16 protein-coding genes are annotated in these 19,529 nt (G+C 36.3%); 13 read left to right on the top strand and 3 right to left on the bottom strand.

The window, feature by feature from the left end; translation table 11 throughout:
• Positions 1-2: 2 nt before the first annotated feature.
• The 6 genes from EOD40_RS01850 to EOD40_RS01825 all read left to right on the top strand — a co-directional run bounded on the left by EOD40_RS01850 (position 3) and on the right by EOD40_RS01825 (position 4,373).
• Entirely contained in the window at positions 3-347 is a 345-nt protein-coding gene (locus EOD40_RS01850) for an L-rhamnose mutarotase (protein ID WP_128193193.1), read from the top strand.
• A 119-nt stretch (positions 348-466) separates the two neighbouring features.
• Positions 467-1,615, top strand: coding sequence for a DNA polymerase III subunit (locus EOD40_RS01845; protein WP_128193192.1), 1,149 nt, complete (start codon positions 467-469; stop codon positions 1,613-1,615).
• 5 nt (positions 1,616-1,620) lie between these two features.
• Entirely contained in the window at positions 1,621-2,004 is a 384-nt protein-coding gene (locus EOD40_RS01840; protein WP_128193191.1) for a DoxX family protein, read from the top strand.
• Positions 2,005-2,091: 87 nt separating this feature from the next.
• On the top strand, positions 2,092-2,601 hold the full coding sequence (locus EOD40_RS01835) for an acyl-CoA thioesterase (protein WP_128193190.1): 510 nt from the start codon (positions 2,092-2,094) through the stop codon (positions 2,599-2,601).
• Between the two features lie 177 nt (positions 2,602-2,778).
• On the top strand, positions 2,779-3,786 hold the full coding sequence (recA, locus tag EOD40_RS01830; RefSeq protein ID WP_128193407.1) for a recombinase RecA: 1,008 nt from the start codon (positions 2,779-2,781) through the stop codon (positions 3,784-3,786).
• A 179-nt stretch (positions 3,787-3,965) separates the two neighbouring features.
• Positions 3,966-4,373 (top strand): hypothetical protein, encoded by a 408-nt coding sequence (locus EOD40_RS01825; RefSeq protein ID WP_128193189.1) that lies wholly within the window; start codon positions 3,966-3,968, stop codon positions 4,371-4,373.
• 36 nt (positions 4,374-4,409) lie between these two features.
• On the opposite strand, the gene EOD40_RS01820 is transcribed toward EOD40_RS01825, so the two are convergent.
• Positions 4,410-5,186 (bottom strand): lysophospholipid acyltransferase family protein, encoded by a 777-nt coding sequence (locus EOD40_RS01820; protein WP_128193188.1) that lies wholly within the window; start codon positions 5,184-5,186, stop codon positions 4,410-4,412.
• A 102-nt stretch (positions 5,187-5,288) separates the two neighbouring features.
• Between EOD40_RS01820 and trpS the strand changes: the two genes are divergently transcribed.
• Positions 5,289-6,266, top strand: a complete 978-nt coding sequence (gene trpS / locus EOD40_RS01815) for a tryptophan--tRNA ligase (RefSeq protein ID WP_128193187.1) — start codon at positions 5,289-5,291, stop codon at positions 6,264-6,266.
• A 494-nt stretch (positions 6,267-6,760) separates the two neighbouring features.
• Here the strand turns inward: trpS and dprA are convergent, their stop codons facing one another.
• Positions 6,761-7,861: a DNA-processing protein DprA gene (dprA, locus tag EOD40_RS01810; protein WP_128193186.1), complete on the bottom strand. Its 1,101-nt coding sequence runs from the start codon at positions 7,859-7,861 to the stop codon at positions 6,761-6,763.
• A gap of 102 nt (positions 7,862-7,963) precedes the next feature.
• On the opposite strand from dprA, the gene EOD40_RS01805 reads away from it, so the two are divergent.
• Complete coding sequence (locus EOD40_RS01805; protein WP_128193185.1) at positions 7,964-8,923, top strand: HU domain-containing protein; 960 nt, start codon at positions 7,964-7,966, stop codon at positions 8,921-8,923.
• A 32-nt stretch (positions 8,924-8,955) separates the two neighbouring features.
• Here the strand turns inward: EOD40_RS01805 and EOD40_RS01800 are convergent, their stop codons facing one another.
• Positions 8,956-9,906: a helix-turn-helix domain-containing protein gene (locus tag EOD40_RS01800; RefSeq protein WP_128193184.1), complete on the bottom strand. Its 951-nt coding sequence runs from the start codon at positions 9,904-9,906 to the stop codon at positions 8,956-8,958.
• Positions 9,907-10,186: 280 nt separating this feature from the next.
• Between EOD40_RS01800 and EOD40_RS01795 the strand changes: the two genes are divergently transcribed.
• The 5 genes from EOD40_RS01795 to EOD40_RS01775 all read left to right on the top strand — a co-directional run bounded on the left by EOD40_RS01795 (position 10,187) and on the right by EOD40_RS01775 (position 19,425).
• Positions 10,187-12,688 carry an L-rhamnose mutarotase gene (locus tag EOD40_RS01795; protein WP_128193183.1) on the top strand — a complete coding sequence of 834 codons (2,502 nt, stop codon included), beginning with the start codon at positions 10,187-10,189 and terminating at the stop codon, positions 12,686-12,688.
• A gap of 140 nt (positions 12,689-12,828) precedes the next feature.
• Entirely contained in the window at positions 12,829-13,893 is a 1,065-nt protein-coding gene (locus EOD40_RS01790; RefSeq protein WP_128193182.1) for a Gfo/Idh/MocA family protein, read from the top strand.
• Positions 13,890-15,473, top strand: coding sequence for a sodium:solute symporter (locus tag EOD40_RS01785; protein ID WP_128193181.1), 1,584 nt, complete (start codon positions 13,890-13,892; stop codon positions 15,471-15,473). Before EOD40_RS01790 ends, EOD40_RS01785 begins: the two co-directional genes overlap by 4 nt.
• Before the next feature lies 1 nt (position 15,474).
• On the top strand, positions 15,475-17,676 hold the full coding sequence (locus EOD40_RS01780; RefSeq protein WP_128193180.1) for an alpha-L-rhamnosidase-related protein: 2,202 nt from the start codon (positions 15,475-15,477) through the stop codon (positions 17,674-17,676).
• A gap of 63 nt (positions 17,677-17,739) precedes the next feature.
• Positions 17,740-19,425 (top strand): glycoside hydrolase family protein, encoded by a 1,686-nt coding sequence (locus EOD40_RS01775; RefSeq protein WP_128193179.1) that lies wholly within the window; start codon positions 17,740-17,742, stop codon positions 19,423-19,425.
• The last annotated feature ends 104 nt before the right edge of the window (positions 19,426-19,529 follow it).

The raw sequence follows: 19,529 nt of genomic DNA, 5'->3' as shown, positions 1-19,529 counted from the left end.
TTATGGCTACAAGAAAACTATATTACGCCTGTGATTTAATTGATAAACCGGAATTGATCCAGGAGTATAAGCGTTATCATACTAAAGAAAACGCCTGGCCTGAAATCACTAAAAGTATAAAGGATTCGGGCATTATAGATATGGAAATTTATATCCTGGCCAACCGATTGTTTATGATTATGGAAGTGGACGAAAGCTATACTCCGGAACGCAAACAGATGATGGATGCTGCTAATCCAAAAGTTCAGGAATGGGAGAAATTAATGTGGCAATTCCAGCAAGCACCTCCGGGAGCAAAAGAGGGTGAGAAATGGTTGGAAATGGAACAGATTTATAAATTGCCTTAATTTTAATCTGTTTCAATTGGGATTTTAGGTCAATTTGAGTGCTAAAATCAAGCTGTGAAAGACAAGAAACTTTATAATCTAAAATTTTAGACTTATCCATTTTCTGCTATCTTTGCTTCATGCAATTTTCTGAAATTTTAGGGCAGGAACACATTAAAAACCATCTTAGCAGAAGTGCTGATTTAGGTAGGATTCCGCATGCACAATTGTTTGTAGGTTCTGAAGGTAGCGGGACTCTGGCTATGGCAATTGCTTATGCACAATACATTTTGTGCGGCAATCAAAACGGAGAGAACAATGGTGAAAATCATGCCTGCAATATAAAATTCCAAAAACTGTCTCATCCCGATTTGCATTTTGCTTATCCTACCGTTACCACCGATGAGGTAAAGAAAAACCCTAAAAGTATTGATTTTATTGCCGATTGGAGGGAGTTTGTAACCCAAAATCCGTATGGTGGTTTGTTTGATTGGTATGCTGTTTTAGGTGTTCAAAATAAGCAGGGGGAAATCAGGGTCGATGATGCTCAGGAAATCCTGAAATCACTTTCGTTAAAAGCTTATGAAGGCGGTTATAAAATCATGATTGTGTGGATGGCTGATAAGATGAATATTGCTGCTTCCAACAAATTATTGAAACTACTGGAAGAACCACCGGAGAAAACCATATTTATTCTGATTTCTGAAAATGAAGAAGATATTCTTCAAACTATCCGTTCGCGTTGTCAGGTATTGCATTTTAACGGATTGAGTGAGGCGGTTATTGCTGATGCCTTGGTTTCTCGTGAAGAAATAGATTCGAAATTAGCCACAAAATTAGCGCATCAGGCACAAGGTAATTACAATGCAGCTTTGCATTTGTTAAGAGATAAAGACGAAGAACATCCGTTTGAACAATGGTTTGTGACTTGGGTTCGTGCTGCTTTTAAGGCCAAAAAAGATGCGGCTGCCATTCAGGATTTGATTCTTTGGAGTGAAAAAATCGCTGCTTTAGGAAGAGAAGCCCAAAAGAAGTTTCTTCAGTTTTGTATGGAAATGTTCCGTCAGGCATTGTTGATCAATTATGAAACGCCAGGGTTGGTTTATTTCGAACCAAAAGTCGATAAATTCAAATTAGAAAATTTTGCGCCATTTGTAAATGGTAATAATATTCAGGATATATTTAAAGAACTTTCGGATGCGATGTATCATATAGAACGCAACGGAAATGCCAAAATAATTTTAACCGATTTGTCAATCAAATTAACACGTTTAATTCACAAAAAATAACGATTATGAATAACCCGGCTTCGCTTTTACTTCTGGTATTTTTCGGAATTACTTTTTTGCAATCCAGTTATGAAAAACTGTTTTATTGGGAAGACAATGTCAACTGGTTAAAAGAGCATTTTGCTAAAACAAGATTGAAAAATCATGTGAAATTAGCCTTAGCTAATCTAGTGGTAATGGAATTAATTTCGACCGTTTTGTGCTTTGTTGGTTGTGTTGAGTTGTTGGTAAACAAAGGAAGGCTTTTTGGTTATTATGGAGCGCTATTTTCGGCAATTACTTTGCTGATGATGCTTTTTGGTCAACGATTGGCCAAAGATTACGACGGCGCCAGAACTATTGTTATTTATTTTATTCCGGCAGTAATGGCGGTGTATTGGTTAAGTTAAAAATCAATTTCAACTAAATCTGAAATCAAAAATCGTAACCCGAGAGCTTTGTTGGAATTGGCGAAGCAATCTTCAATCTAAAATCAGATGACTCCGAAACATCCTTCAGAATCCTTAACTGTTTTGACCGATTTGGTTTTGCCAAGTGAGACCAATCATATCAATAATCTTTTTGGAGGCGAGTTATTAGCCAGAATGGATCGTGCGGCCAGTATTGCGGCGCAGCGTCATTCGAGAAACATTTCGGTTACGGCTTCAGTCAATCATGTGGCTTTTACAAAGGCTATTTTGCTGGGAAGTGTGGTAACTATTGAGGCCAAGGTTTCCAGAGCCTTTAAGAGTTCGATGGAAGTCTATATTGATGTTTGGGTAGAAGACAGGGAATCAGGAATTAAGACTAAGGCAAATGAGGCTATTTATACTTTTGTTGCGGTTGATGAAAAAGGAAAACCAGTAGAAGTTGCCCAAATCATTCCAGAAACCGAACTAGAAAAACAGCGTTATGATGCGGCTTTAAGACGTAAACAATTGAGTTTAGTCCTGGCAGGAAAAATGAAACCCGAAGAAGCTACGGAGTTGAAAGCATTGTTTGTTTAAACTTTATTTTTTCATTCGAAATCTTTTCAAACGGAAATTTTGAATCAAAAAAAGAAGTATTTTTACGAACACAAAAGAGATATATAATAGAAATTTAGAAGAAGTAAATAACTTCGGATAATTTCTAATCGCCATAGAAGCAATATTAATTTAATGAAAGAAAAGCTAAAAGAGAAGATGAGTACAGAGAAAGAAGCCAAATTAAAAGCGTTACAGCTTACCCTTGATAAACTGGATAAAACCTACGGAAAAGGGACTGTTATGAAAATGGGAGATAAGGCCATTGAAGAAGTTGAGGTAATTTCTTCAGGTTCTTTAGGTGTCGATTTAGCATTGGGAGTAGGTGGATATCCAAAAGGAAGAATTATTGAGATTTATGGACCTGAATCTTCAGGTAAAACTACTTTAACGCTTCACGCTATTGCCGAAGCACAAAAGGCAGGTGGAATCGCTGCTTTTATTGATGCAGAACACGCATTCGATAGAAATTATGCTGAAAAATTAGGTGTAGATATCGAAAACCTGATTATTTCACAACCAGATAATGGAGAGCAGGCATTAGAAATTGCTGAAAACTTGATCCGTTCAGGAGCAATTGATATTGTAGTTATTGACTCGGTAGCGGCTTTGACTCCAAAAAGTGAAATTGAAGGCGAAATGGGAGATTCTAAAATGGGTCTTCACGCACGTTTGATGTCACAAGCCTTGAGAAAATTAACCGGAACAATTAGTAAAACCAATTGTACTGTTTTCTTCATCAACCAGTTGAGAGAGAAAATTGGAGTGATGTTTGGTAATCCTGAAACTACAACGGGAGGTAATGCCTTGAAGTTCTACGCTTCGGTACGTTTAGATATCCGTCGTTCTACGCAAATTAAGGATGGAGAGAATGTTTTGGGTAACAGAACTAAAGTTAAAATCGTTAAAAACAAAGTTGCTCCACCGTTTAAAGTAGCCGAATTTGATATTATGTATGGCGAAGGAGTTTCTAAAACAGGAGAAATCCTGGATTTAGCAGTAGAATTCGAAATTGTAAAAAAATCAGGATCATGGTTTAGCTATGGTGAAACCAAATTAGGTCAAGGTCGTGATGCTGTAAAATCGTTGATTAAAGACAATCCAGAATTAGCAGACGAATTAGAAGAAAAAATCAAAGCTAGAATTAAGGAATTAGCTGAAAACTAATTGGTTTAATCTTTCAAATACTAAAAATGCCCGGCAATAGTCGGGCATTTTTTTGTTTAGAATAAAATGGAATGTAATTTTTTTTAAGAAAATACGTTTTTAAAAAGCAACCTTTTTCATTCGTTGCTGTCTTTATAAGAGAACCGACGATAGATTATTAATTTATAAAATCAAAAAAAATGAAAAAAATCGCCCTATTTTTAGTTTTAATGACTTCATTGTTAAGTTGTAGTGTAGATCAGCCGGATAGTTACACTAATTATATTTTGCCAATTGACAGTTATACTTTGCCGTCAACTTTTACTGTAGGAGCTACACATGAAGTAAAGTTAAAGTTTCAAAAACCTACAGCCTGTTATAATTATGGAGGTATTTATTATTATTCTTTGGATAATACCAGAACGATAGCTATTTATGCTGACGTGAAAAATGGAGAAGTTTGTTCGGAAGCTTTACCGCCATTATCGGAGGTTTCTTTTAATTTCGTCCCATCAACAGCCGGAACCTATATTTTTAAATTCTATAAAGGGAAGGATGATGCAGGAACAGATGTATTTGAAGATGTAGAAATTACGGTAACCGAATAACAAGATTAGTGTTTGGTAAAGCATAAAAAATCACCTCTAAAAGGTGATTTTTTTTGTTTTAACAGTTTCAATTTCGTTTTCAAATGCTACTAATTGTGTGTGTATAGTGTTCCTCACATGTTCTCTTACTTCTTTTCGGTCAACATGTCTTTTTCCTGTGGTGTCTACTTGTTTATGAATTTTTACGCGCATGATCCCCGGACTTCCTGCAAAAAAAGTATAGGGAAACCGTTGTTTGTTGTCGCCAAAACTAATGGGTAAAATAGGAATTTGATGTTGAATGGCTAGTTTAAAAGCACCTTCCTTAAAATGGTCTAAAAGTACCGATTCGTCATCAGGAACACCGCCTTCGGGAAAGATACACACGCTAAGACCACGTTGAATTCGTTTATGTGCCTTTGTAAAAACTGCCATTCGACTTTGGGAATCGCTTCGGTCTACTAGAATACAGGTTCTTTTGTAGAAAAATCCAAAAATAGGAATTCGAGCCAGTTCTTGTTTTCCAACAAATACAAAAGGATTTTTAATGATGGCCAGCATCAACATAATATCGGCCATAGAGGTATGATTGGCCACAATCATATAACTTTGGTTTGTTTCAATGGTTTGTTCGCTATCCACTTTGTAATAAAATCCCATTCCGAAGAGAATGAATTTTGCCCATATTCGAGCCATGATAAAAAAATAAGGATATCCTTTCTCGGAGAGAATCGAAAGCACTAAAAAGGGAAACATAATTAGAATAGGTACCGCCATCAGGATGTAAAACCAAATGCGCCAAAGTATCCAGAAAATTATTTTTATCCCTTTCATGTGACCAAAAATAAGGAATCAAATGTTATCATTTTTAAAATTTGCGAATTTGGGGTAAAAAATAAAAAACTTTGCGAACTTTGCGTTCAAGAAAAAAATAGAATGGCAAAAATACTTACGGGAGTTCAAAGTACAGGAACTCCACATTTAGGAAACTTACTTGGAGCAATTATTCCGGCAATACAATTATCTAATAATTCTGAAAACGAATCCTTTCTTTTTATTGCCGATTTGCATTCGGTAACCCAAATAAAAAACGGAGAAACTTTAAGAAACAATACTTACAGTGTTGCGGCAGCCTGGCTTGCTTTTGGATTAGATGTTAACAAAGTGGTTTTCTATAGACAGTCGGATGTACCACAAACGGCTGAATTGTCTTGGTATTTAAGTTGTTTTTTTCCGTATCAAAGGCTAACTTTGGCACATTCTTTCAAAGACAAAGCAGATAGATTAGACGATGTAAATGCAGGTTTGTTTTCGTATCCCATGTTGATGGCAGCTGATATTTTGTTGTATGATGCCGAGTTTGTTCCTGTGGGTAAAGACCAGTTGCAACATTTAGAAATGACGCGTGATGTGGCTTCTCGTTTTAATCATCAGTTGGGGGAGACTTTTGTGCTTCCGGAAGCTATAATTCAGGATGACAGTATGTTGATTCCAGGGACGAACGGCGGAAAAATGAGTAAATCGGCTAATAATATCATTAATATTTTCCTGGAAGATAAGGCGTTGCGTAAACAGGTAATGAGTATTGAAACGGATAGTACGCCATTGGAAGCTCCTAAAAATCCGGATACTTGTAATGCCTTTGCAATTTATTCTTTGTTAGCCAATGAAGAGCAAATTGCGACCATGAGAGCTAATTATTTAGGTGGAAATTACGGTTATGGTCACGCCAAGCAAGCTTTGTTTGAATTAATCTGTGAAACTTTCAAAACTGAAAGAGAAAAATATCACTATTATATCAATAATTTGGAAGAAGTAGATGCTTTGTTGAAAATAGGTGCTGAAAAAGCTTCGGCTGTAGCCAATGATGTTTTGGCTAGAGTGAGAGCGAAATTGGGTTTCGGAGTGAAATAGATTTTATAAAATAAATAGACCGCAGATTCGCAGATTTTTAAATAATTTGCGAATCTGCGGTTTTTAAAATTGTTTTGCAAACATGAAAAAGATCTTTACAAAATATATGTCTTTGGTAGTTGTAATTCTTTTTGGGATTGGTTTTATGTTTGGAAAAGATTCAGATGGAATAAATAAAACTGTTGGTTGGGCTTATGATATTTCGAACCAAATATTCTACAATACAATACTTTTGTTTTTCTCTCAATGCCTCTTTTTTATTGGCTATGTTATAATTGTAATTTTGCGCAGACAAACTAATTTAAATATGTCTATAATCCATTTTGGATTGATTATATGCTCAATTGGTTTATTTCATTTAGATTATTTTATCATTAGTACAATTATTTGTTTACTATCTATAATCATATTTTTCATAAACATTTTGAAAACTTATAAATTAAACCCGTCAGGTTTCTGAAACCTGTCGGGTTTTTTGATTTTGAGGTGTTTCGTTAAATCGCCTCAAACAATTTTCCCGGCAATGGTCTAATAACTCCTTTGAGTTCCATGTTTAATAATAATGCTGAAATTCGGTAAATAGGGAACTCACATTCCAGCGCAATAATATCCATTAATTCTTTCCCTGTTTTTAAGAGGTAATCGTAGATTTTTTGTTCGTCAGAATCAAGGCTAACGAACAGTTGTTTTTGTACCGCTTTGGTTTCTTCTTTGATGTCCCAATTGAGCATATAAATTAAATCGGCGGCGCTGGTGAGTACGTTTGCTTTTTGGGTTTTGATAAGGTTGTTGCAGCCTGTGCTGTACTTGTCGGTTGTGCGACCGGGAACGGCAAACACATCACGGTTGTAATCATTGGCCATATTGGCGGTAATTAATGAACCACCTCTTTCTGCTGATTCGATAACAATGGTGGCTTCGGCTATACCGGCTACAATTCGATTTCTTTTCACAAAATTTTCTTTATCCGGATTAGTCGAACTCCAAAATTCGGTCATAAAACCGCCGTTAGTTTCCATCTTGGCCATGTATTTCTTGTGGTTTTTAGGATAAATTTGGTTTAAACCATGAGCCAGTACACCAATGGTTTGTAGATTGTTTTCCATTGCCAATTGATGTGCTACAATATCTACTCCGTAAGCAAAACCACTAACAATTACAGGGTTAATCGGAATTAAGTCTTCAATTAGTTTTTTACAAAATTCAGTTCCGTAAGAAGTAATTTGGCGCGTTCCTACAATGCTGATTATCTTTCTGTTTTTTAAATTGATATTTCCTGTTGTAAACAATAATACAGGTGCGTCAAAACAATGTTTGAGTTTGTCGGGATAATTGTCGTCTTGAAAATAGGCAACGTTAATATTGTTGTTCTGGATGAATTCCAATTCTTTATTGGCTTTGTCAAATACTGTTTCGTCCTTTAAGTTTTTAAGTAATGAGTTGCCTACACCGTCAATAGCTGCCAAATGTTGGGTTTTGGTTTTAAATACAGCTTCTGCCGAACCACATTGGCTAATTAATTTCTTTGCCATGATGTCGCCTACGCCTTCTACTCTTTGCAAAGCCAATACGTAATATAAATCGGATGTTGTCATGCTAAATATTTGAGACTGAAATGTATAAATTTTCGGTCAGATTGTTAATAAAAATTGTGAATAAAATTTTGATAACTATTTTCATTGTATAACTTTGTCTGTATGAATATAGAACACTACATAGGCCAACTTTTATATCGTTATCAATGCGTTACCGTTCCTGGTTTCGGTGCTTTTTTGACTGAAATTCAATCGGCTCAATGGGTTGAGAGTGCGAATTCTTTTTTTCCTCCTAAAAAATTAGTTTCTTTTAATACCAACATTAAAAACAATGATGGTTTATTGGCAAATCATATTGCCAGAGCTGAAAAAACATCTTATGAATATGCTATTAGTGCTATTCAATATGAAGTTTTGAATTGGAAGAAAGAATTGGAAAAAAACAGAATGTTGACAATTAAAAATATAGGTAGTTTTGCATTGAATGCTACTGATAATTTGATTTTTACACCTTCTGATCAAAAGAATTATTTGACAGCTTCTTTTGGTTTGGGTTCTTTTATTGCTCCGGTTGTTAAAAGAGAATTTTTCGAAGAAAAAGAAGAAGTTATCGAAGAGACTCCGGTTATTTCTTTGGTTACCGAAGAAAGAAACGGTCGTTCTTACTTGAAATATGCGGCTATATTTATTCTGGGATTAGGTTTGGCTGGAAGTGCAGCTTATTCGGTTTATCAAAACGAAATTGTTTCTGAAAGAGTTCTTGTTGAAAAAGCCGTGCAAAAGCAAGTAGAAAGCAAAATCCAAGAGGCTACATTTTTTATTAAAAGTCCGATGGCTCCTGTGACGCTTTCGGTAAAATCAGATAAAAAAGAAGAAATCAAAGAGGAAAAATTGCCTTACCATGTGGTGGCAGGTGCTTTTAGAGATGAGAGTAATGCTGAACAGGTTTTGAAAAAGTTAACCAAAATGGGCTATAATGCCAGAAGATTAGAGGTTAACAAACACGGTCTTTATCCGGTACTTTACGGAAGTTTTGCTACTTATGCTGAAGCTCAAAAAGTTAAAAATGAAGTTCGGGAATCAGAAAATCCAGAAGCCTGGTTGCTGATTGAATCACTATAATTTCAAAGCCTTTCTTAACGGAAAGGCTTTTTTTATTTCCTTTTTTTCTGTTGTTGAATCTGGAATTTTCTTGGACTGATTCCGTTGCGCTGTGAAAAAGTAGAAGTAAAATGTTGCAATGACGAAAATCCACAGACAAAGGCAATTTCAGACATGTTGCTGTTTTTTTTGTTTTGAATTAACTGGATGGCTTTTTCGAGTTTGAGGCTAATGATAAAACTGTTAGGAGGAAAACCGGTTAGTTTTTTTACTTCATAGGTAAATTTGGTTTTACCCATGCTAAACACTGCGGCCAAATCTTCAATGTGCCATTTCTTGGTTAAATCGGCCTGAAGCAATTGGGTAAGTTTTTCAATAAAGCTGTCGTCTTCCTGATTTTTCTGGATTTTATTCGAAAGTTGTCGGTGTAAATCAATAAAAAGATTCTCCAGAATGTTTTGAACTTTTATCTCAAAACCTTCTTCCTGAAAGGCTAATTCGTTTCTTAATTCGTCAAAATATTTTTTAAAATTCTTTGCTTTTTCGAGTACGGCATTGTTGGCATCGCCTATCATTTCTCCCAGATTTTGCTGGAAATTTTTAGACAATTTACTCCAATTGCCTAAGTCTAAAGCCGTGGTTTTTGAAAATTCAAAAGGTTTGATAATTATCCAGTTGATTTGACCAATATCCATAATTCCTGAAATACTGCCGTTTTCGTGCCAGGGTGCAGTAACGGATAAATTTTCGGGGAATAATTCAATTTCCTTGCCTTCAATTACCCAATCATATTTTCCGCTGTTGACATAATGAATCTCAATTCCGTCATTGAGATGCGGTCGCATGGTGTCGTCAATGCGGACTTTTGAAAATTTCATACTACCAAACTGACTGATAAAAGGGAGTTTTTTTAAAGGGCCTGGATTGTTTTCGTGCCACCAAACGCCATAATTACCATGTTCGTCTTTTTCTTTCAAGGTTTTTGGTAATAAAAAAGAATTCATAAATTATTTTGTATTAAATTGGTATAAAGATAATTATTAAATTTATTTATTAGAATATTGTCTGCTTTTATAGAATCGACCGTTGTTTAAAAATATGATTTTTTTTGTATTAAAATAGGTAACTTGCCCAGCCCAATTAATTTATTATCAAGTACATTAGAGTCGACAGACTTTTTTTTTACTTTTAAAATGATAACGTTTACATTTTTTGTTTTTGAAAACAGTATGGTATTAAAATTGAGGAGAATCAGAATTCCATTTATAATTTAAAATATATTTTATGTTTCTAAAAAACCGACATCCTTTATTGAGCTTTTTGTTTCTGTTTTTTACTGCGTTTTCAATGCAGGCTGCCGATATTTGGGTAGCGACAAACGGTAATGATGCTAATGAAGGTACAAAAGCAAGTCCTTTAGCAACCGTGCACATGGCATTGAGAAAAGCCAGGGAATTGCGTAGGCTGAAAGATGCTTCGGTAAAAGGAGGGATTCATATTATCATAAAAGACGGGACTTATTATTTTGAAGAGCCTTTGTTTGTAAGACCAGAAGATTCGGGAACAGCCGATAGCCCAACGACTATTGAAGCCGATGCGAATGCAAAACCTATTTTTAGCGGTGGGATTGCAATTAAAAATTGGAAAAAAACCACGACTTCAATAAATGGTTTAAAACCAGGAGCTGTTTGGGTAGCTGATGCTCCGCAAATAGGAGGAGAAACTATCAATTACCGTCAACTTTGGGTAAATGATGTAAAAGCGGTGCGAGCTAAAAGTACTGCCGGAAACAAAATGGATCGAATTTTATCCTGGGATAAAGATTCTCAAACTTGTTGGATTCCGTTTAAGGACAAGTCCGTTAAATTCCAACCTGGAATGGAAATGTACATCGTACAATGGTGGGCGATAGCGAACTTGAGAATTAAAAATATCGAAGTTAAAAAAGACAGCGCCCGACTTTCATTCGAACAGCCTGAAAGCCGCATTCAGAGTGAGCATCCTTGGCCGGCACCTTGGATTTCTAAAAATAACGGAAACTCGGCATTCTTTTTAAACAATGGAATGTCACTATTGAATGAAGCTGGTGAATGGTATTTGGATAGAAAAAATGCTAAAATCTATTACATTCCAAGAGCTGGTGAAAATATGGCTTTCGCCAAAGTTACTGCGCCGGTTTTAGAAAATTTGGTGGACGTTAAAGGAACTTTGGATACTCCTGTACAATATTTTAATTTCAAAGGAATTTCGTTTCAGTACAGCAACTGGCTTCGCCCTTCGCAACAAGGTCATGTGCCATTGCAGGCGGGAATGTATTTGCTGGACGCTTATAAATTAAAAGTTCCGGGAACGCCTAATCAGGCCAATTTGGAAAACCAAGGTTGGGTAGGCCGACCAAGAGCAGCCGTTGAAGTGAATTATACCAACAATACGGTATTCGAATCTTGCAGTTTTGAGCATTTGTCTTCCACAGGATTGGATTTGCACAAAGGAACCAATCACAATACCATCAAAGGAAATTTATTCAAAGACATTGGCGGAAACGGAATCAATCTGGGCGTTTTCTCCGAAGAGTCTTTCGAATCGCATTTGCCTTATACCGTAAAAGACGAAAGAGTAGTTTGTTCGGATGAAGTTGTTGCCGATAATTTGATTACCAATGTTGCCAATGAAGATTGGGGATGTTTAGGAATTGCAGCTGGTTTTATAAAGAATTTGACTATTGAACACAACGAAATTTCGGATGTGGCTTATAGCGGAATTTCGATGGGATGGGGATGGACGCATACTGAAAATGTGATGCGAAATAATAAAATTTTGGCAAATAAAATTCATCATTATGCCAAGCATTTGCACGATGTGGCGGGAATTTACACGCTTTCTTCCCAGCCAGATAGCCGAATTGAAGAAAATTACATTGACAAGGTGTATTTCAGTCCGTATGCGCACGACCCATTTTTATGGTTGTATTTGTATACCGATGAAGGTTCACAAAAATTTACGATAAAAAACAACTGGATTCCAATTCAGAAAACACTGAAAAACAACAATGGTCCTGCTGGAAATATTTGGCAGGATAATAACCAGTTTGTAAGTACTTCTATCAAGGAAAACGCTGGTATCCGTGCACCTTATGCCAGTCTGAAAAAAGAGGTAGTTGTTGATGATGCCTGGGGATTGCAAGAAATGCCAAAATCGGTTGCGATTGAATTAATCGGGAAGGATTTTGATATTGAAAAAATCAAATCTACGATAAAAGGTTTCCGAATTGTAGGCGAGGAATTGTACCAATGGGAAAACCATCTGGTGATTTACGGTTTGATGAATCAGCCGGAAAGAACAAAGAAAAAATTGGCTTTGGCTTTTCCAGCATTGGAAATCAAAATCTATGAAAACCCAATTTATGATTTTCAGAATTTCGAAAGATGCAAGGATTCTAAACCAGCATCAGAATGGGAAAACATTGTGTTGACGGCTAATTTAGTAGACGATGCTAAAATGCAAAAAGAGTATGTGGATTACCACGCTACCCAATTCGAAAAATGGCCGGAAATAGCTAAAGGTTTCTGTAACGCCGATTTTCAACAATTACAGGTTTTCAAAAACGGAAGACAATTAATGTTGGTTATTAGTATTCCAAAAGGAGAAAGTTTGGATAAATTAAATCCAAAAACTACCGAAAACAATCCGCGTGTAGACGACTGGAATGCCATAATGAAAAAATACCAAACTGGAATCGAAGGAACAAAACCGGGAGAGGTTTGGAACTTTTTGAAGAAAATATAGATTTTAGAATGCAGATTGCTTCGCCAATTCGAGCAAAGCTCTCGGGTAACGATTGTTGATTGCAGATGTAAAAAATCAAAAATCAGCAATCGTTAATCAAATATCATCAATCAAAATTAAATAAATAATATATCTAATCAATGTTAAAAATAGCCATTTTAGGTCTTGGAGAAGGACGAAGTACCATGTCGGCAGCTATAGAAAGCAGCAAAGTAGAATTGGTAAAAGTGTGTGACAGAAATGAAGAGTTGTGTAAACAAAGAGCAAAGGAATTTGATTTTCCTGCTTACACGACCAATTATGATGATTTATTAAAAGACGAGTCTATTGATATCATTGCCATTTACACACCGGATCATTTGCACGCTGAGCACGTAAAACAAGCTTTGTTGCACGGTAAACATGTAGTTTGTACCAAGCCTTTTATTGATGATCTTTCGGATGCTAAGGAATTATTGGAACTGAGTGAGAAAACAGGTAAAAAAGTATTTGTTGGTCAAAGCTCAAGATTTTTTGAACCTGCTAAAAGACAAAGAAAAGATTTCGAAGCAGGAGTTATTGGTGATTTAATTACGATTGAATCTCATTATCATGCGGATCACCGTTGGTTTTTGAAAAAAGAGTGGTCTTTATTACAATCATTCAAATGGTTGTACGGTGGATTAAGTCATCCTGTGGATTTCATCAGATGGTATTTGCCAAATATTGAAGAAGTAATGGGTTACGGAATGATAAGCAGCAACGGAGCTGTTGCGGGTTTAAAAAATGAAGATACGATGCACTTTATTTTCAAAGCTACCGATGGTCGTATTGCCAGAGTAAGTGGGGTATACACTTCGCCAACGCAGCCAACGAAAAGAGACAGCGGAATGAGTGTCATTTTAAGAGGTACTGAAGGGGCAAGTCAGGCTGATTATCATGAATTGCGTTATTCCGTTACCGATAAAGAAGGCGAAGAGAAAATTATTCACTGGGGCGATGCCACGCTTAAATATTATTTCCGTTTTGAAGGACAAAGTCATCATGGCGGGGAATATCAAAACTATTTAGAATATTTTGCAGATAGTATTGAACAAGGTTTTACAGCTTATCCGGATATGAAAGAAGGAATTGGAACTGTAGCTTTATTGCAAGCAATGGACAGAACATTACAAACCGGAATGCCAGTTAAAATTGCTGATATTTTAAAAGAATATAACCTATGAATAACAGTATCTACGATAAGTTAACTGCATTAGATTTTATAATAGTTGCTGTTTATTTAGTGACCTTATTGGTCATTGGTTATGTGGTAAGTGTAAAACAGAGTAAGAAAAACGAAACGCTTTTTCTGGCTGGAAACTCTCTGAATTGGTACAATATCGGTTTTAATATGTGGGGGACTAATGTGGGACCTTCATCATTATTGGCTTTTGCCAGTATTGGTTATGCAACCGGAATTGTAGCAGGAAATTTCGAATGGTACGCCTTTGTTTTCTTATTGCTTTTGGCAATGGTTTTTGCACCGCGTTATATTGCCAGCAAAGTAAGCACGATGCCCGAATATATGGGAAAACGTTATGGCGATAGCACCCAGACTATTTTAGCCTGGTATGCGATGGTTAAAATTTTGGTGAGCTGGTTGTCATTGGGATTGTTTAGTGGAGGTGTTTTAGTACGCCAGATTTTAGGAATTCCAATGTGGCAGAGTGTGACCGTTTTAGTAATTTTTTCTGGGATTTTTACTTTTGCCGGAGGTTTGAAAGCCATTGCCAAAGTGAACGTTTTTCAGATGATTTTGTTAATTGTGGTTTCGCTTACATTATCGTATTTGGGATTGCAAAAAGTAGGTGGAATTGAAGCTTTGATTGCTAAGACACCATCTAATTTTTGGAATTTAGTACGACCTAGTGATGATGCTCATTATCCCTGGCCGGCTATTTTATTAGGATATCCGGTTGCTGCTGTGGCTTTCTTTTGTACTGACCAATCGATGGTGCAAAGTGTATTGGGAGCAAAAAATTTAGAACAAGGACAATTAGGAGTGAATTTTATCGGTTGGTTAAAAGTGATGGCATTGCCATTGTTTATTTTACCGGGAATTTTGTGTTCTGTTTTATTTCCTGAATTAGGTAAGAGTTCTGATTTAGCTTATATGACTATGGTTACCAATTTATTCCCGAGTGGAATGAATGGTTTGGTAATTTGTGTGATGATTGCCGTTTTGGTGGGAACTATTGGTTCGTCATTGAATGCGTTGAGTACGGTTTTTACCAATGATATTTATGTGAAAAAAATCAATCCTGCAGCAACTATTAAAGAGCAAATCAAGATTGGACGTATTACGATTGCTGCCGGATGTGTGTTTGCTATTCTTATTGCGGTAGCTATTGACAATATCAAAGGGCAAAATTTATTTAATATTTTTCAGGCAGTTTTGGGCTTTTTAGCGCCTTCTTTATCTGTCGTGTTTTTGTTGAGTATTTTTTGGAAACGAACTACAAAAAAAGCGGTAAACGGAACTTTGTCTTGGGGTTCTGCATTTAGTTTATTCGTAGGAGTATTGTATTTATGGATTTTTCCGGCTGATGAATACGCAATTTGGCCTCACTTTTTATTAATATCCTTTTACATTTTTGTAGTCTTGTTAGTAGCGGCGATTATCATTTCATTGCTTGATAAAAATCCGGAAACCACTTTTGTTAGTGAAACTGATGTTCCTCAAACCAGTCAACGAGTGAAATTGTTGTTTGGTTTATTAGGAGTAACAATTATCGTTTTATATCTCATTTTTAATTTCAATTAATATGAATGCATTTTTGTCTTTATCTAATTCTTTGCGTAACAATTTTAAGATTGTAGTTGGTATCTGTGCTTTGTTGTTTTTAACAGAAGGTACTTATGCTCAACAAAAAGCAACCTGGATTTGGTATCCCGGTGATTTCGAAGTTTGGTTAAGCAATAAAATGCAGGTAAGACGTACAGAACGCGAAGCGGTATTTCCACCGCTTTGGCAATATTATAGTCCTTATGCCTTGGTAACTTTTCAAACAGAAGTAAATATTCAAGAACCAGACGAGGTGAAAATCTACTCGGAAGGATCTTTTCAATTACTTTTAGATGGAGTTCAAGTTTACGGGCAGCCAAAATCATTGAAAATTCCTGTAGGGAAACACAAAATTTCCTTTAAAGTATATAATCAGGAAGTGTTGCCGGCTATTTATATTGATGGTAAGTATGTTAAATCGGATGCATCCTGGAAGGTAACCAATGAAGATAAACTTTGGATTGATGAAAAAGGAAAAGCACAACAATCAGGAACACCATGGGTGCCTGTTGGTTCTTGGAATTTTGATTCATCAGAGAATAAACCTTCCGGGTTTAAACTAACAACCAAACCTTGGAACGCAAAAAAAACAGAAAAAACAGGAACTGGTGAGTTGGTTGATTTTGGAAAGGAAACTTTTGGTTACATTAAAATTCACGGTTTAAAAGGAAAAGGTAAAGTAGCACTTTATTACGGTGAATCTCGTGAGGAAGCTCTGGATTCTGCCAAATGTGAAACATTAGACCATTTATCTTTTGACGGAAACCAGCCTGAAACATACACACATAATGGATCCAAAGCATTCCGTTATGTTCAGGTAAAGGCAGATCCAACGGTAAAATACGATTCTATTTCGATGCTTTATGAATATTTACCGTTAGACTATCGTGGTGCATTCAAATCATCGGATGAACAATTGAATAAAATTTGGGATGTGTCGGCGTACACGATGCATTTAACCTCCCGCGAATTCTTTATAGACGGGATTAAACGTGACCGTTGGGTTTGGTCTGGCGATGCTTATCAAAGTTATTTAATGAATTATTATTTATTCTTTGATTCGGCTTCTGTAGAACGAACACTGTTAGCTCTTCGTGGTAAAGAACCTGTGACTGCTCATGTTAATATCATAATGGATTATTCGCTGTATTGGTTTGTGGGTGTTTACGATTACTATTTACACACGGGCGACACTAAATTCATCAAAACTTTTTATCCACGAATGAAATCATTGATGGAATTCTGCTTAAAAAGAAGAAACACAAACGGTTTTCTGGAACCATTGGAAGGTGATTGGGTTTTTATTGATTGGGCAGACGGACTACCAAAAACTGGTGAGGTTAGTTTTGAGCAAATGCTTTTAGCGAGAAGTTTAGAAGCCATGGCTGTTAGTGCTGAAATTGCTGGTGAAAATGAAGACCAAAAACAGTATCAAAAATTAGCTGCTGATTTAAAAACAAAATTATTTGATGTGTTTTGGGATAAAAAACAAAACGTGATGAAGCACCAGCGTATAGATGGTAAAATGCAGGATATTGTAACGAGATACGCTAATATGTTCGGTATTTTTTTCAATTATTTTAATGAAGAACAAAAACAAAGTATAAAAAATAAGGTGCTGCTCAATAATGATATTCTTAAAATCACAACACCATACATGCGTTTTTACGAGTTGGAAGCATTGTGTGCAATGGGCGAGCAAGATTATGTGTTGAAAGAAATGAAAGACTATTGGGGAGGAATGTTAAAAGAAGGCGCGACTTCTTTCTGGGAAGAATACAACCCAAACAAAAAAGGAACCGAACATTTAGCGATGTACGGACGCCCTTATGGAAAAAGTCTTTGTCACGCTTGGGGTTCCAGTCCAATTTATTTGTTAGGAAAATATTATTTAGGCGTAAAACCAACAGCTCCGGGTTATTCCGAATATGAAATCAAACCGAATTTAGGTGGTTTACAATGGATGGAAGGAAAAGTACCAACACCAAAAGGTGAAGTAGCCATGTATGTAAGCAAATCAGAAATCAAAGTAAAAGCGGCTGAAGGCGAAGGAAAACTGATTATTGAAAGTTCAAGCAAACCGAAAGCAAGTTCAGGAACGATTACCCAATTGGAGAAAAACAAGTACCAATTGACGGTTAAACCAAATGTGGAATATAAAGTAAGTTATAAAGCCCTTTAGTCATTGCGAGGAACGGGCGCCATTACACTAGTTACTCACATTTTTAAATAAAAGTTAGAATCAATGTTTTCAAAAAACACAAAATACAATTTCAAATCATACACAGCTTTTTTAATGCTGTGTTTAGTGTTTTTCCAATTTTCAGTTACAGCACAAAATACTAGTTGGAAATCGGCTTCTTTTGTAGTTGTCAATTCGAATTACAAGACGTTCAAAACGACTCAATATGCACATGTTTTTTCGAATAGTAAAAACAATATCGTTCGATTGGCTCCTGAATTGGAAGGTTTGCAAGGAATCGAACTTTCTTTGGATCAATACAAAAAAGGAACTAACGCTGCTTTGAAATTAAAATTCAAAGAAGATGTACAGTTGCTTGTTGGTGTTTTTCAGGAAAAAGATAATAAAGATTATTTCCAATTTTCGGCTGCTGATAAGGCAAAGCTGGTTCTTGAAAATGGAGTGACGGTAACGGGTTTGCCTGCGGTAAATGTATATGCGATTTCGTATTCAAAAGGAACACAAACTATTTTGCCAAACGCAAAAGGATTATTTGTGGTTTTGGGCGCGGTGAAAAGCAGTCAGAATTTAGTTGCCCGAAATGCTGAATTCCCTGATGGAAAGCTGTGGAATCCAACTTTTATTGTAGAAGGATTCTCGGATGAAAAACCTTTGTTCGAAATTATTGACGGTGAAAACAAACCCGTAATTGATGAAGGAATGACGGGAACCGAAGGAATTCAAGGCGGTTTTGAAGGTGGTCGTGTGGTAAAAGTAGGCGATACTTATCACATGTTTCCAACGGAAAGAGCAGGAGAAGTGGGTGTCGAAATGTACTATGACCGTGTGAAAACTAAAATAGGGCATTGGACCAGTAAGGATGCGATTCATTGGAAACGTGAATCTACCATTTTGCAAGCCAGCGGAACTTATGCAATTACTGAAGATGATAACCCAATGAACGATCGTCGTGCGGCAATTTGGTCTTACATGCCTGTTTTCAATAAAAAAGCAAACAGATGGTATGGCTATTATTTGGCTTATACCGTTCACAAAGAAATTCAGCCGAATCACTCTTTTGGTCGCATCTGGCGTTGTGAATCAACTGTTGAAGGAATTGACGGAATTGCGGGTCCATATAAAGACATTGGTATAATTATGGAACCAGGCTTGGACTCTCAGCCATGGGAAGGACGTCAGGGAGTGGCTTCGTTTTTTCCGTATCAGGTAGGCGAAAAATATTTTGGTTTTTACAGTGGGGCTTATCCGTTTGAATCCTGGGCTGATTATCCTAAAAAATCGGGAAAAGGCTGGTTTGTGGCTTTGGCCGAATCCAATAGCCTAGAAGGCCCCTGGACGAGATTGAATAAAGGTTTGGAACCAATAAAATCGATACATCCTGTCTTTGTTGAAAATCCTATTGTGAGTCAATTACCAAATGGTTTGTACATCGCTATTTTTGATGGAGGTCCTGACGGTTGGGGACATCATTTGCCTAATATGATGGGCTATTCGTTGTCTAAAGACGGGGTGAATTGGTCGGAAGCACATTATTGGCCTATAGAAACCAAGGTGGCTAAATGGTGGGACATTATGAGAACGCCATTGTGCTTGATTCCTGAAGGAAACGATGTCTACACGATTGTGTATAATGCCATTGATTTGAAGAGAAGATTTCACCCTACCGGAATGGTGAAGGTGAAATTGAATAGAGATGTTATGGATGCCCGATTAAAGGAATTGAAATAAAAAAATGGAACACAGATGACACGGATTTACTTCGTAAAAACACAGATTGAAACGGATTTTTAATAATTCAAAATAATATAAATCTGCGAAAATCCTTTGAAATC

Origin of the sequence: Flavobacterium sufflavum (assembly GCF_004016525.1) — a bacterium.
GTDB lineage: Bacteria > Bacteroidota > Bacteroidia > Flavobacteriales > Flavobacteriaceae > Flavobacterium > Flavobacterium sufflavum.
Note: the sequence above shows the minus strand (reverse complement) of the source record. Positions and strands in the feature narration are given on the sequence as shown.

Excerpts from the sequence above, each read along its gene's own strand:
- EOD40_RS01800 (WP_128193184.1), bottom strand. The coding sequence starts at position 9,906 with ATGAATTCTTTTTTATTACCAAAAACCTTGAAAGAAAAAGACGAACAT.
- trpS (WP_128193187.1), top strand. The coding sequence starts at position 5,289 with ATGGCAAAAATACTTACGGGAGTTCAAAGTACAGGAACTCCACATTTA.
- dprA (WP_128193186.1), bottom strand. The coding sequence starts at position 7,861 with ATGACAACATCCGATTTATATTACGTATTGGCTTTGCAAAGAGTAGAA.
- recA (WP_128193407.1), top strand. The coding sequence starts at position 2,779 with ATGAGTACAGAGAAAGAAGCCAAATTAAAAGCGTTACAGCTTACCCTT.
- EOD40_RS01805 (WP_128193185.1), top strand. The coding sequence starts at position 7,964 with ATGAATATAGAACACTACATAGGCCAACTTTTATATCGTTATCAATGC.
- EOD40_RS01850 (WP_128193193.1), top strand. The coding sequence starts at position 3 with ATGGCTACAAGAAAACTATATTACGCCTGTGATTTAATTGATAAACCG.
- EOD40_RS01835 (WP_128193190.1), top strand. The coding sequence starts at position 2,092 with ATGACTCCGAAACATCCTTCAGAATCCTTAACTGTTTTGACCGATTTG.
- EOD40_RS01775 (WP_128193179.1), top strand. The coding sequence starts at position 17,740 with ATGTTTTCAAAAAACACAAAATACAATTTCAAATCATACACAGCTTTT.
- EOD40_RS01780 (WP_128193180.1), top strand. The coding sequence starts at position 15,475 with ATGAATGCATTTTTGTCTTTATCTAATTCTTTGCGTAACAATTTTAAG.
- EOD40_RS01845 (WP_128193192.1), top strand. The coding sequence starts at position 467 with ATGCAATTTTCTGAAATTTTAGGGCAGGAACACATTAAAAACCATCTT.
- EOD40_RS01790 (WP_128193182.1), top strand. The coding sequence starts at position 12,829 with ATGTTAAAAATAGCCATTTTAGGTCTTGGAGAAGGACGAAGTACCATG.
- EOD40_RS01795 (WP_128193183.1), top strand. The coding sequence starts at position 10,187 with ATGTTTCTAAAAAACCGACATCCTTTATTGAGCTTTTTGTTTCTGTTT.
- EOD40_RS01785 (WP_128193181.1), top strand. The coding sequence starts at position 13,890 with ATGAATAACAGTATCTACGATAAGTTAACTGCATTAGATTTTATAATA.
- EOD40_RS01840 (WP_128193191.1), top strand. The coding sequence starts at position 1,621 with ATGAATAACCCGGCTTCGCTTTTACTTCTGGTATTTTTCGGAATTACT.
- EOD40_RS01820 (WP_128193188.1), bottom strand. The coding sequence starts at position 5,186 with ATGAAAGGGATAAAAATAATTTTCTGGATACTTTGGCGCATTTGGTTT.
- EOD40_RS01825 (WP_128193189.1), top strand. The coding sequence starts at position 3,966 with ATGAAAAAAATCGCCCTATTTTTAGTTTTAATGACTTCATTGTTAAGT.